Here is a 12,969-nt window from a genome sequence, read left to right as displayed (position 1 = left end):
CGTTGAGCGACCCACGGCGAAAAACGCGAGGCAACCAACGTCAGCAACGATTGAGACGCGAAGTGTCGCGTCTCTACCAACCGCAACCAATAGCATGAAGCAAGTAAAACTGGTGCTGGAAGACGGCACCGAAATCCAAGGAGAATCTTTCGGCGCATTTACTTCTGCCGCGGGCGAAGTCGTGTTCAGCACGGCCATGACCGGCTACCCCGAAAACCTCACCGACCCGTCCTTTGCCGGCCAGATTCTGGTGCTCACCTACCCCATGGTGGGCAACTACGGCGTGCCCGGCGAGGACTTGTACGAGTCGATTTCGAAGATTTTTGAATCCGACCAGATTCACATTGCCGGCCTAGTGGTGAACTACTATTCCGAAGAGCACAGCCACTGGAACGCGGCCAAAAGCCTCGGCGACTGGCTCAAGGAATACAACATCCCCGGCATCTTCGGCGTCGATACCCGCATGCTTACCAAGAAGCTGCGCGAGAAAGGCGCCATGCTGGGCAAGATTGTGGCCGAGCAAGACATCCCGTTTCACGACCCCAACCAGGAAAACCTGGTGGCCCAGGTGAGCCAGCCCGGCGTGCAGCACTACGGCAGCGGCAAGCACAAAATTGTGCTGGTGGACTGCGGCACCAAAACCAACATCATCCGCTGCTTCCTGGAGCGTGATGTGGAGCTGATTCGCGTGCCCTGGGACTACGATTTCAACACTCTGGACTACGACGGTCTGTTCTTGAGCAACGGCCCCGGCGACCCCAAAATGTGCGAGGCCACCATCGCCCACCTCCAAACAGCATTGCAGCAGGACAAGCCCATTTTCGGCATCTGCCTGGGCAACCAGCTCATGAGCCTGGCCGCGGGCGGCGACACCTTCAAGCTGAAATACGGCCACCGCAGCCACAACCAGCCGGTCCTGCTCACGGGCACCAAGCGCAGCTTCATCACGAGCCAAAACCACGGATTCGCGGTAGACACCGCCACGCTGCCCGCCGAATGGACCATGCTGTTTGAGAACCTGAACGACGGCACCTGCGAAGGCATCCGCCACAAGACCAAGCCGTTCTTCTCCACCCAGTTCCACCCCGAAGCCGCCGGCGGCCCGGAGGACACCGAGTACCTGTTTGATGAGTTTCTCACAGCAGTAGAGAAATACAAGGCTTCTCATACAGCTTAACCCCAACCCCTCCCCGGTGGGGAGGGGCTTTTGTTTTAGTTTTTAGCTAGTTGCTCTAACAATAAGCCCACAAATCGTCTGGCTCCCCCTCCCTACTGGGGATGGGGCCGGGGGGTGGGGTCCACTCATGAACAAACCCAATAAAGTTCTCATTCTCGGTTCCGGCGCCCTCAAAATTGGCGAAGCCGGGGAATTCGATTACTCCGGCTCGCAAGCCCTCAAGGCGCTGAAAGAGGAAGGCATCCGCACCATCCTCATCAACCCCAACATTGCCACCGTACAAACGTCGGACAACATCGCCGACGACGTGTACTTCCTGCCCGTGACGCCCTTCTTCGTGGAGGAAGTCATCAAAAAGGAAAGGCCCGACGGCATTCTGGTTGCCTTTGGTGGCCAAACAGCCCTGAACTGCGCTGTGGCCCTGTACCGCGGCGGGGTGTTTGAGAAGTACAACGTGAAGGTGCTGGGCACGCCCGTGCAGTCCATCATCGACACCGAGGACCGGGACATTTTCAAGGAGAAACTCGAGCAGATTGGCGTGCTTTCGGCCCGTAGCGTGGCCGTGACGACGATGGACGACGCGCTGGCGGCGGCCGAGAAAATCGGTTTTCCCATCATCGTGCGGGCGGCATTTGCGCTGGGTGGCCTGGGCAGCGGCTTCGCCAACAACATGGACGAACTGCGGACCCTGGCCCAGAAATCCTTCACGACTTCTGACCAGATTCTGGTGGAAGAGTCGCTGAAAGGCTGGAAGGAAGTGGAGTACGAAGTAGTGCGCGACCAGTACGATAACTGCATCACGGTCTGCAACATGGAGAACTTCGACCCCATCGGCATTCACACCGGCGAGAGCATCGTGGTGGCCCCGTCGCAGACGCTCAGCAACCGCGAGTACCACAAGCTGCGCACCATCGGCATCAAAACCATTCGCCACCTCGGCATCGTGGGCGAATGCAACATTCAATACGCGCTGGACCCCGTTTCGGAAGACTACCGCGTGATTGAGGTGAACGCGCGCCTCTCCCGCTCCTCCGCGCTGGCCTCCAAAGCCACGGGCTACCCGCTGGCGTTTGTGGCCGCTAAGTTGAGCTTGGGCTACTCGCTGTCGGAGCTAAAAAACAGCGTCACGCAGACCACCTCAGCCTTTTTCGAGCCGGCGCTAGACTACGTGGTAGTGAAGCTGCCGCGCTGGGACTTGGGCAAGTTTGAGGGCGTGAACCGGCAGATTGGCAGCGCCATGAAAAGCGTGGGCGAGGTCATGGCCATCGGCAAATCCTTCGAGGAAGCCATCCAGAAAGGCCTGCGCATGCTGGACACCGGCAAGCGCGGTTTCGTGGCCAACAAGCCCGAAAACATCGATGCGGCGACCATCGACAAGCTGCTCAACGAGCCCAATGAGGAGCGCATCTTCGCCATCAACGATGCCTTTGAAGCTGGCTACACGCTGGAGCAAGTACACGCCTTGACCCGCATTGACCACTGGTTTCTGCAGCGTCTGTACACCATTTTTCAGCTCAGCAACAAGCTGGCCGAAGGCCGCGCCAACGGGCTCGCTGGATTGGAAACCGGACTGTTGCGCGACCTGAAAAAAGCTGGTTTCTCCGACCAGCAAATCGCAGTGAAGCTGCTGGGCGAGGGCGACGTTAAAGCCGATGAGTTGCTGGTGCGCGCCCGCCGCAAGGCCTTGGGTGTACTGCCCGTCATCAAGCAGATTGACACGCTGGCGGCCGAATTCCCGGCCAAAACCAACTACCTCTACAGCACCTATCACGGCACCGAAAACGACCTGGAGCCCGAAACCAACAAGTCTGTCGTGGTGCTGGGCTCGGGCGTGTACCGCATCGGCAGCTCCGTGGAGTTCGACTGGTGCGGCGTGCAGGCTGTGCAAACCGCTGCCGAGGAAGGCTACAAAACCATCATCATCAACTACAACCCCGAAACGGTCAGCACCGACTACGACATGAGCGACCGGCTCTACTTCGAGGAGTTGAGCTACGAGCGGGTGATGGACATTCTGGACTTTGAGCAGCCCACCGGCGTGATTCTCTCCACCGGCGGCCAGATTCCCAACAACCTGGCCACGCGCCTGGAAGAAGCCAACGCGCCCATTCTGGGCACCACCGCAGCCAGCATCGACCAAGCCGAGAACCGCCACAAGTTCTCCAGCATCATGGACGAGCTGGGCATTGCCCAACCCCGCTGGAAAGAGCTGACATCGCTCAATGCCATGTTCGACTTCGTGAAGGAAGTAGGCTTTCCGGTGCTCATCCGGCCTTCCTACGTGCTGTCGGGTGCGGCCATGAACGTGGTTTCCAACAACTTTGAGCTGGAGGAATTCCTGAAAGCCGCCAAGGAAGTGAGCGACGAATACCCCGTGGTCGTTTCGGAATTCATCCAGGAAGCCAAGGAAATTGAGCTAGACGCGGTGGCCGACAAGGGCGAAATCGTGAGCTACGCCATTTCCGAGCACGTGGAGTTTGCTGGCGTGCATTCCGGCGATGCCACCATGTACTACCCGCCCCAAAAGGTATACGTGCGCACCATCCGCAAGCTGAAAATCATCGCCGAAAAAGTAGCCAAGCGCTACGAAATCAGCGGCCCGTTCAACATCCAGTTCCTGGAAAAAGACGGCGAAATCCGGGTAATCGAGTGCAACCTGCGCGCCTCGCGCAGCTACCCTTTCGTGTCCAAAGTTTCGGGCAACAACCTTATCAAAAAGGCCACCCAGGTACTGCTGGGCAAGAAAGTAGAGCGCGACGAAAGCGAGCGGGTCTATGACCTGCCCTTCGTGGGCGTGAAGGCCCCGCAATTCTCCTTTACCCGCCTGCCCGGCGCCGACCCGGTGATGCGCGTCGACATGGTGAGCACCGGCGAAGTAGGCTGCCTGGGCGACACCGCCGAGGAAGCACTGCTGAAATCGATGCTAAGCGTGGGCTACAAAATCCCGCAGAAATCGGTGCTGATTTCCGGCGGCCCCATCAAGTCGAAGGTAGCCTTGCTCTCGGCCACCGAGCTGCTCGTCAAAAAGGGCTACACCATCTACGCCACGCAAGGCACGCACCGCTTCTTCGCCGAAAACGGCGTGCCCAGCAGCCTGCTCTACTGGCCCGATGAACTCCAGGAGCCCAACGTGCTCACCTACCTCAAGGAGAAGAAAATCGACCTGGTCATCAACATCCCAAAGAACCTCTCGAAGGGCGAGTTGGATAACGACTATAAAATCCGCCGCACGGCCGTCGACTTCGGGGTCCCGCTGCTGACAAATGCGCGGCTGGCAAAGGCGTTTATCCAAGCTTTCTGCACGCTGGAGATGAAGGACTTGAAGATTAAGAGCTGGAACGAATATAAGGCGATGTAGCGCGAGGTGCCTTTAGGTATCGTTGCTAATGAACCGATTTGACCTTGCATCTAATGGAAAACGAGGATTATCCGGCAATGGGCCTGCTGATAAATTCTGAACTGATTTATCAGCACTTTGGCCAATGGCCCATCTTCGCCCATTTTGAGGTTTCAAAGGCAATTTTTGAAACGCATACTACTGGACGCAGCTCGGTAACATTCACCTTAACCCATGAAAGAGATTGTCAATTGCAGATTCAATTCAGTGGAATTCAAGAAATGATTTTTGAAAATTTCAGGGGTCAAAATGTGCTTCACGAATTGCTGTTTGAAGAACAAGGAAGCTTAATCAAGGCCACTTTTATTTCTGATAGTGGCCTAAAAGCAATGATAGTTGCTGACGAATCTATTGTGCTAAGCTTGTCTGCTAACTGATGCCTGATTGAAGCGGTGGCGAAACCTTGCCACACAGCACGATGCTCTGATTGCTTTCACCCGACACCATCCCCATGAAAAACTTCACCTCTTTCGCCGACGCGGGCGATTACAAAGCCCTATTGCAGCAAGCCCTGAAAATCAAGGCCAATCCTTACGGCTTCCAGCACGTCGGCAAGAACAAAACCGTTGGGCTGATTTTCTTCAACCCCAGCCTGCGCACTCGGCTCAGCTCGGTGAAGGCCGCTTACAACCTAGGCGCGCAGGCCTGGGTGCTCAACGCCGGTGCTGACTCCTGGACCCTGGAAATGGCCGACGGTGCGGTGATGAACGGCGGTACCCAGGAGCACATCAAGGATGCTATTGCGGTGATGAGCCAGTACTGCGACGTGCTGGGCGTACGCACCTTCCCCACCCTCAAAGACCGCGCCGAGGACTACCAGGAAGTCGTTTTCAATAAGATTCTGCAATACGCCACCGTGCCCGTCATCAGCCTGGAAAGCGCGACCCTGCACCCCCTGCAGTCGTTTGCCGACCTCATCACGGTGGCCGAGACCAAGCAGAAGGAGCGCGTGAAAGTGGTGCTCACCTGGGCCCCGCACGTGCGCGCCCTGCCCCAGTGCGTGCCCAACTCGTTCTGCGACTGGTTTTCGGAAATCGACTGGGTGGATTTCGTCATCACCCACCCCGAAGGCTACGAGCTCGACCCCAAGTTCACGAAAGGCGCCCGCATTGAATACGACCAACGCAAAGCCCTGGAAGGCGCCGACTACGTGCAGGCCAAAAACTGGAGCAGCTACCAGCAGTACGGCCAGGTGCTCGAGAACGACCCCGCCTGGATGCTCACGCCCCTGCACATGGCGTACACCAACGACGCCAAATTCCTACACTGCCTGCCTGTGCGCCGCAACGTGGAAGTGTCCGACGCCGTGCTCGACGCGCCTGGCTCGCTCATCATCCAGGAAGCCGGCAACCGCACGATTTCTATGCAAACCGTGCTGCACGAGCTGCTGAAGTAGCTACCTTCATTTCATAGAATATAAAAGCCCCGCCAAATCTGATTTGGCGGGGCTTTTATATTCTAGTGCTTCCGATTGGAAAGATATGCCCATTCCTATTTCGCTTAACTTCCATTTCTCTCCATTGTCATCGCATGCAATGCACTGGTTTAAGTAGCAGAATACTGAAATACTGCTTCGCAAGTGCCGCTGCGCAGCGCAAGTTGCCTGAGCTTGGGCTGGAGCAAACCAAACAAAAAGGCCCTCTCTGTTTCCAGAGAGGGCCTTTTGTTGTGATCCCGCTGGGATTCGAACCCAGGACCCATACATTAAAAGTGTATTGCTCTACCAGCTGAGCTACAGAATCGGTACCTTTCACTTCACAAGGGCGATACCCTGTTTGTGGGCACAAAAGTACGAGCACCTCCGGAACTACACAACCTTGATTCAAAAAAAAGTCTCTCTTCTTTCAGCACGGACCTTTTTGCTGAGCTTAATCTTCCTGCCTCTCTGGGCCTTGGGTGCAAAACCCACCGAAAATAAATTCGCAAAAAAAGATACTCCCGACCCCACCGAGGCGCTGCAGCAGGCCGATTCGCTCTTTGCGGCGGGAAAATATGCTGAATCTGTGCCCGCTTTTAAGCAACAAGTTTGGCAGGAGCGGCGGGCATCGCCGGAATTACTGCTGAAACTGGCGTATGCCCAGCAGCAATTGGGCCACTACCCGGCAGCCCTGCTCTACCTGAGCCTGGCCCAGGCCCGCGAGCCCCGGGTGCATACTTGGCGGCAGTTGGCTAGCCTAGCGGCCCAGCACCGGCTGGTGGGCTACCCAGCCACGTGGCAGCAGGAACTGCGGGTGCAAGCCCAGCGCTACTACTACCCCGGCTTGCAGGCACTGCTGGCCGGGGCCGTGGTAGGCGCCATCTGGCTGCTATGGCGCCGGAGCCCGCGCACGGCCTGGCTGGGCTACGCGGCTTGCGTGGGGCTGGTGGGTATTTACCTGCACTTCCTGCGGCCGAAGCCGGCGGGACTAGTGGCGCGGGCCGGCACAGTGCTCATGGCTGGGCCCAGCGCCGGCGCCGCGTGGATAAGTACTGCTGCCATCGGCGACCGCCTGCTGGTGCTGGGCCGCCAGGATATTTGGTACCGGGTGCGGTGGCAGCAGCGGGAGGCGTATGTGCGGGAAGCCGATTTGCTGTTGGTGGAGTGACGTTGAAAAGAATGAGCAGTTAGTGCACTGCCCGGCCAGGGGTGCGGCGGTTACCCCATGGCCTCGCCTACCTTTGTGCCATGTCTGATGCCCTGACCCTGACCGGCCTCTATTTGTACCCCGTGAAGTCCCTGGGCGGCTACCCTGTGCCCGAAGCCGACGTAACGGCCCGCGGCCTGCGGTACGACCGCCGCTGGCTGCTGGTAGACGAACGCAACCGCTTCATGACCCAGCGGCAGCAGCCGGAGCTGGCGTTGCTCACCGTGGCGCCGGCCTACAACGGCTTCCTCATCAGCCACCGCCAGCGGCCCGATTTGCTGCCCTTGTTTGTGCCCTTTGAGGCCACGCCCGAACGCACGCTGTTCGTCACCATCTGGGACGACATGGCCTGGGCGTGGCGCGCCACGCCCGAAGCCGACGAGTGGATGGCCGAGGCCCTGGGCCGCCCCTGCCGATTGGTGTACATGTCGGACATGGTGCGCCGCGACGTAGAGCCCGAGCTTAACCCCGAAGGCCAGCTGGTGAGCTTCGCCGATGCCTACCCCTTTCTGCTCATAGGCGAGACTGCCCTGGCCGACCTGAACGCCCGCCTAGCGGAGCCGGTGCCCATGAACCGCTTCCGGCCCAACCTCGTGTTTGAGGGCGGCGTGGCGTACGAGGACGACAATTGGGCTGACTTTCAGATTGGCACCGTGCCCTTCCGGGCCGTGCGGGGCTGCGGCCGGTGCGTGCTCACCACCATCGACCAGCAAACGGCCATCAAAAGCCCAGTGGGCGACCCGCTGCGCACCCTGTTTACCTACCGCCAGGTGGATAACAACGCCATGTTTGGCCAAAACGTGACCGGGTATGGTGCCGGCCGGCTGCGGGTAGGCGACGCGCTAACGGTACTCAGCTACAAGTAGTCCCTGCTGTGCTTGTGCCGGCGCATGCGGCTATGCACGCGCCCGGCCAAGGGGAGCCGCAACTCTGGCAGCGGCAGTAGCGTTCTGTTTTTCCGGGTTCCACGCCCGGCTTTTTAATGGAACTGGACTTTCTGCTCGACTTTCTGGCCCAACTCGCGGCCAACAACACCACGGCCTGGATGGCGGACCACCGCCCCGCCTACCAGCGGGCCCGCGCCGCCTGCACCGAACTAGTGCGCCAGGTACTGGCCCAGGCCGCTGCCACCGACCCCGACCTGATGGGCCTGACCACGGCTGATGTTATGTTTCGGCTGCATAAGAACGACCGCGCCCACCGCGACCCCGAGCCTTACAAGCGCCGCATGGGCGCGGGGCTGAAGCTCGGCGGCCGCCACGCGCCGCGGGCGGGGTATTTCCTGGCCATTCAGCCCGATGGGCGGAGCTGGCTGGGGGCCGGCACTTTCCACCCTACCCCAGCCATGCTGGCGGCCATCCGGCAGGAGATTCATTACAACGGCGCCGAATTTCACCGGCTGCGGCAGGCGCCGCCCCTGATGCAGTACTTTCCAGAAGGAGTGGCCACCACGGGCCCGCAGCTCACCCGGCCGCCGCGCGGATACTCCGCCGACGACCCCGACCTGGCCTGGCTGCGGCTCAAGACCTACGGGGTGGGCCGCTTTTACACCGATGCAGAAGTACTGGCGCCTGATTTTGTGGCCAAGGTGGTAGCCGGCATTGCCGCGGCCCGGCCCTTGGTCGACTTTTTCAACGAAGCCCTGCCAATCGCCGAGCGTCAATAGCTCAATTTCTAGAAAAAAGCCCCGCTATCGAAACTCGACGGCGGGGCTTTGTCTTGAAATGGAGCTGGCTCGTAATGGACAGCCGTTGAGCAAGGCCCTTGGGCTAGAACAGGCCGAAGAGCGTGTTATTTATCTTGTCGATGATGGTGCCGAGGTCTTCGGGATTGCGCACGTAGTCCAGCTCGCTCACGTCTACGATGAGGTGGCGGCCGGCGCAGTAGGTGCCAATCCACTTCTCGTAGTGCTCGTTGAGGTTCTTGAGGTACTCGATGCTGATGGTGTTCTCGTAGTCGCGGCCGCGCTTCTCAATCTGGCTGATGAGTTTGGGCAGGTCGGCCCGCAGGTAGAGCACCAAATCGGGCGGCGCAACCAGGTCCACCATCGACTCAAACAACGCATAGTAGTTGTTGTAGTCGCGCGTTTCGAGCAAGCCCGACTCGTGCAGGTTGGCCGCGAAGATGTGAGCATCTTCGTAGATGGTGCGGTCCTGAATGATGCCTTTGCCCGCCTTCTGCAGCTCTTTAATGCGCTGGGTCTGGCGGAAGCGGCCGTTGAGAAAATACACCTGGAGGTGGAACGCCCAGCGGGGCATGTCGTGGTAAAAATCCTTCAAATAAGGATTGTCGTCCACGTCTTCCAAAAATACTTCCCAGCGGAAATGCTGGGCCAACTTATGGGCCAGCGTGGTTTTACCGGCCCCAATGTTGCCGACGATGGCAATGTGCATGCGCTACGAACGAAAAAGACGAGAGAAAAGCAGAACCCCAAAGGTAGCAGCGCGATTGAAAACCAACATATTTATTAAGCATCAGCTATATTAGGGTAACTCCTCTGTATCTACTGCCTGCTGCCATGCGCTCCGCCCCTCCAACTCAGCTGCTTACCCTCAAAGATGGCCACGGGGCTCCCTTGGCAGAATACATGTATTACCCTGCCGATAAATTGCTGTACGTGCGCTGGCACGGGCACCTCACCGGCGCCGAGGTGGTGCGTGGCGTGCAGCAGGGCGGCCAATGGCGCGACCAACTCGACTACTCCTACATACTGAACGACAAAAGCGACACTGGTGGCGACTGGAGCGAGGCCCTGCCCTGGCTGCAGTACGAGTGGCTGCCGCTGGCCGTGAGTGCCGGCGTGAAGGCCATGGCATACGTGTTTTCGCCCGACCGGGAAAACCAGTTCGCCACCCAGACGTTTGTAGCGGCCCTGCGGCCCCACATGGCCATTGAGCTGTTTGATAACATGGACGTTGCCCTGGCGTGGCTACACCAGCAAAAAAGCCTCGCGGACAGCACGGCGGTGCTGCCCGCGGCGCAGTAGCAAGGCGCTATTCGTCGATTTTATCTTTTACCTGCCGCGCGCCGCGCAGGGTATGAAACTCGCCCTGGTAGGTGCGGATGCGCAGGCGCTCCTCGATGGGCAGCTCGGTGCGCACTTTCTCGTAGCGCTGGTTGAGGCGGGCGAGCACAGTGGCGGCATTGTCCCAATCCTGGTAGCTCCACTTGCGGCGCTCGTCGCGGGTAGTGGCAATAAACCGCTCGTAGAGGTCGGGCAGCTCGGAGCCGCTTACCCGGGCCAGGTTCACGTCGGAGTTCAGCAGGTGCTGCTGAATGGGGTCGGAAGAAGTGGTGGTGCGGCTGGCAGCCGGTGCAGTGCGGGGCTTGGCCAGCAAATCGCCGGAAGGCCGGGCGCCGGTGAGCTCGCCACGCTGGCGCATGCTATCGGCCGTGGTACGGGACTGGGCGTGGCCACTGAAGGGTAGACCGGCAAGGAGCAACAAAAAGATAGGTGCAGATTTCATGAGAAAGAAGGAAGAATGTCGAGATTACGGGGGTGTTAACGCAATGAACGGGCCAACCGTATTGAAACCCGCGGTTCGGTTTCAGTTTTTTCGCCGCAATTTCGTGTTTTGCCGCTTATGACTTCTGACGCCCCTACCGCGCCGCCGCGCATTGAGCCCGCCACGCTCAACGACATCCCGACGATTATTCAGCTGGCCGAGGCTACATGGGAGCCCACGTACCGGTTCATCATCTCGCGCGAGCAGATTGATTACATGTACCGCGTCATCTACACGCCGGCCTCGCTCAAGCGGCAGATGGCGGAGCAGCACCATTCGTTTCTACTGGCCTACGTGGCGGGCGAGCCGGCCGGGTTTGCCTCCTTCAGCCCCCAGCCCGCCGAGGAAGACGGGGAAGCCGGCTACAAGCTGCACAAAATATATGTACTGCCCACCCGGCAAGGCCAGGGTCTGGGCGTGCACCTCATCGAGGCCGTAGAAAACGCCGCCCGCGAAGCCGGTGGCAAGTTCCTGGACCTGAACGTGAACCGCTACAACCCCGCCATTGCCTTTTACGAGCGGCGCGGGTTTGCCCGCCACCGCGAGGTCGACGTGCCCATTGGGCCGTACTTCATGAACGACTACATCATGCGCAAGGCGCTTTAGCCCAGCAGGAAGCAGGCACGGCAATGAACAGAGGCTTTCCTACCCCTCTTTTACCGTTCCGCGTATTCATGTTTTGGCTCAATTCTTAACTTTTTCATTTTACCCAATCCCATGCCCACCAAAATCACCGTTCTTTCCAATGGCTCCCTCCGCGTAGAGGGCGAAGACATTGAAATCGTTGACGCCGAAGGCCAGCCGTACGGGCTGGGCGGCCGTCAGCGCGTCAGCATCTGCCGCTGCGGCTTATCCAAGCAGAAGCCGTTCTGCGATGGCTCGCACAAAGGGCACTTCGAGCACGCCGCGGTGGCGTTCGATTTGCCTGCGCCTAAAGTTTAGCCCAACTCCGTTGGCTTTGCGAATGTGCTGCTTTTAAGAAGCGTCAGCCTTTTCTAGCCGATTGATTTCAGAACTCAGCCCAACAAAAAACGCCTGCTGGATAAGCAGGCGTTTTTTGTTGGGCTAGAGACAACCAGCTTTAGGCCATTGTCTTAATGCCGTGCTCCTTTAAATGGCCCTCAAGCAGGTTTGGCGCTGGCCCCGAGCATGAGCCACAGGTTCTGGCGCACCACGTCGCCCATCGAGTCGCATTTATCGAATGCCTCGGTGCGGTGGAAGCGGTTCAGTTCGGCTTTGAGTTGGGCTACTTTTTCGGGTGGGGCCAGGTCGTGGCGGCGCATCACGTCGAGTAGGTCGCGCAGGCGGTGGCGCTCGGCGCGGGCCCGGCGGGCCATCAGGGCGCGCTCTTCGGTTTGGTACTGGCGCAGGGTTTCGGGCTTGAGCAGGCGGGCGCACATTTCCACCACGGCGGCGTTGTCCTTAAAAAACTGCGGCAGGTACATTATCCGGCGGCCCTCATAGCTCTGCTGGTCGAAGTCGATGGCCCGCACGCGGTACTGCTCGTCCTCGAAGTCCGGTGTGACGTCGATGACGTAGTTGTAGGCGCGCATGTCGCCGAGCAGGCGCACGAAGCAGCGCTCGTTGAACTTGACAAACTCCTTGGCAATGCGCACCTGGTTGATGTGGGGCTGGCTGAGCCGCAGCCGAATGAAGTCGTCGCCGGGTATGCCCGCAATGTGCTCTTCGATGAGCGTATCGCCGTGCACCAGGAAGTTCATGGAATTGGGCGACAGCAGGTGCTCCAGCTCGAGGCCGTAGAGGCGCGAGGCATCGGCCTTCTTCACGTAGAAGTAGTCGTAGTTGTCGTTGAACTGGTTGACGATGCGCACCCGAAACGGGTTGGAATTGCCGAACTGGCAGTAGTCGATGCGGTCGGCAATGAGGTGCTCGGTAAACGAGAGGTCGCCGGCCGTTTTCAGCAGCGCATACACTTCGGTAAGGCCCTGGCTAAGCTCGCGCAGCGCCTGGGGCTCAAAAAACACCGTTTGCCAAAGCGTATCGTTCCCCGTGCGGTCGAGCAACGGAAACGAATTGCTGAAGTGCCGCAGGTCCTCGTAGGTAATGGGCAGCGGTGCCTCCCGGTCGTAATCGCGCAGGTACTGGCGCAGTTCCGGCGTAAGGGGATAAGACGGCTTTTTGCGGGAGATGTCCACGGGTGAGTGACTGAGTGGCGGAATGATGAACCGCGTCGGAATGGCGTAGTCGAGAGCAAAGTACCCTTCTACTCCGTCTGTCATGCTGCGGAAGGAAGCATCTTATCAC

At 59.1% G+C, this 12,969-nt stretch carries 13 protein-coding genes and 1 tRNA gene; 10 read left to right on the top strand and 4 right to left on the bottom strand.

Going from position 1 to position 12,969, the window contains the following annotated elements; all coding sequences use genetic code 11:
- Positions 1-94: 94 nt before the first annotated feature.
- The 4 genes from carA (at position 95) to LJ738_RS02790 (ending at position 5,970) form a co-directional block, all read left to right on the top strand.
- Positions 95-1,177 carry a glutamine-hydrolyzing carbamoyl-phosphate synthase small subunit gene (gene carA, locus LJ738_RS02805; protein WP_227784800.1) on the top strand — a complete coding sequence of 361 codons (1,083 nt, stop codon included), beginning with the start codon at positions 95-97 and terminating at the stop codon, positions 1,175-1,177.
- Positions 1,178-1,304: 127 nt separating this feature from the next.
- Positions 1,305-4,535: a carbamoyl-phosphate synthase (glutamine-hydrolyzing) large subunit gene (carB, locus tag LJ738_RS02800; protein WP_227784799.1), complete on the top strand. Its 3,231-nt coding sequence runs from the start codon at positions 1,305-1,307 to the stop codon at positions 4,533-4,535.
- Between the two features lie 53 nt (positions 4,536-4,588).
- Positions 4,589-4,951: a hypothetical protein gene (locus LJ738_RS02795; protein WP_227784798.1), complete on the top strand. Its 363-nt coding sequence runs from the start codon at positions 4,589-4,591 to the stop codon at positions 4,949-4,951.
- A gap of 74 nt (positions 4,952-5,025) precedes the next feature.
- Positions 5,026-5,970, top strand: coding sequence for a Rossmann-fold NAD(P)-binding domain-containing protein (locus LJ738_RS02790; RefSeq protein WP_227784797.1), 945 nt, complete (start codon positions 5,026-5,028; stop codon positions 5,968-5,970).
- Between the two features lie 273 nt (positions 5,971-6,243).
- Here the strand turns inward: LJ738_RS02790 and LJ738_RS02785 are convergent.
- Positions 6,244-6,316 (bottom strand) — tRNA-Lys (locus tag LJ738_RS02785).
- 150 nt (positions 6,317-6,466) lie between these two features.
- On the opposite strand from LJ738_RS02785, the gene LJ738_RS02780 reads away from it, so the two are divergent.
- The 3 genes from LJ738_RS02780 to LJ738_RS02770 all read left to right on the top strand — a co-directional run bounded on the left by LJ738_RS02780 (position 6,467) and on the right by LJ738_RS02770 (position 8,864).
- The gene (locus LJ738_RS02780) at positions 6,467-7,159 is read left to right on the top strand and encodes a tetratricopeptide repeat protein (RefSeq protein WP_227784796.1); all 693 of its coding nucleotides are present in this window, start codon (positions 6,467-6,469) and stop codon (positions 7,157-7,159) included.
- An 80-nt stretch (positions 7,160-7,239) separates the two neighbouring features.
- A complete protein-coding gene (locus LJ738_RS02775) occupies positions 7,240-8,064 on the top strand; it encodes an MOSC domain-containing protein (protein WP_227784795.1) in 825 nt (274 codons plus the stop codon).
- Positions 8,065-8,180: 116 nt separating this feature from the next.
- Positions 8,181-8,864, top strand: a complete 684-nt coding sequence (locus tag LJ738_RS02770; protein ID WP_227784794.1) for a DUF2461 domain-containing protein — start codon at positions 8,181-8,183, stop codon at positions 8,862-8,864.
- A gap of 103 nt (positions 8,865-8,967) precedes the next feature.
- Here LJ738_RS02770 and LJ738_RS02765 read toward each other — a convergent pair whose 3' ends face one another.
- Positions 8,968-9,591, bottom strand: a complete 624-nt coding sequence (locus LJ738_RS02765) for a deoxynucleoside kinase (protein WP_068197508.1) — start codon at positions 9,589-9,591, stop codon at positions 8,968-8,970.
- Positions 9,592-9,716: 125 nt separating this feature from the next.
- On the opposite strand from LJ738_RS02765, the gene LJ738_RS02760 reads away from it, so the two are divergent.
- On the top strand, positions 9,717-10,184 hold the full coding sequence (locus LJ738_RS02760; protein WP_227784793.1) for a hypothetical protein: 468 nt from the start codon (positions 9,717-9,719) through the stop codon (positions 10,182-10,184).
- A gap of 7 nt (positions 10,185-10,191) precedes the next feature.
- Here the strand turns inward: LJ738_RS02760 and LJ738_RS02755 are convergent, their stop codons facing one another.
- Positions 10,192-10,665: a hypothetical protein gene (locus LJ738_RS02755; protein ID WP_227784792.1), complete on the bottom strand. Its 474-nt coding sequence runs from the start codon at positions 10,663-10,665 to the stop codon at positions 10,192-10,194.
- 117 nt (positions 10,666-10,782) lie between these two features.
- Between LJ738_RS02755 and LJ738_RS02750 the strand changes: the two genes are divergently transcribed.
- Together LJ738_RS02750 and LJ738_RS02745 are read left to right on the top strand one after the other, a co-directional pair.
- Positions 10,783-11,310: a GNAT family N-acetyltransferase gene (locus tag LJ738_RS02750; protein WP_227784791.1), complete on the top strand. Its 528-nt coding sequence runs from the start codon at positions 10,783-10,785 to the stop codon at positions 11,308-11,310.
- A 111-nt stretch (positions 11,311-11,421) separates the two neighbouring features.
- Positions 11,422-11,646 (top strand): CDGSH iron-sulfur domain-containing protein, encoded by a 225-nt coding sequence (locus LJ738_RS02745; RefSeq protein ID WP_068197520.1) that lies wholly within the window; start codon positions 11,422-11,424, stop codon positions 11,644-11,646.
- A gap of 179 nt (positions 11,647-11,825) precedes the next feature.
- Here LJ738_RS02745 and LJ738_RS02740 read toward each other — a convergent pair whose 3' ends face one another.
- A complete protein-coding gene (locus LJ738_RS02740; RefSeq protein ID WP_227784790.1) occupies positions 11,826-12,944 on the bottom strand; it encodes a hypothetical protein in 1,119 nt (372 codons plus the stop codon).
- Positions 12,945-12,969 lie beyond the last annotated feature (25 nt).

This window comes from Hymenobacter plasmatis (assembly GCF_020711255.1).
GTDB lineage: Bacteria > Bacteroidota > Bacteroidia > Cytophagales > Hymenobacteraceae > Hymenobacter.
This window is presented reverse-complemented; position numbering and strand designations above follow the sequence as displayed.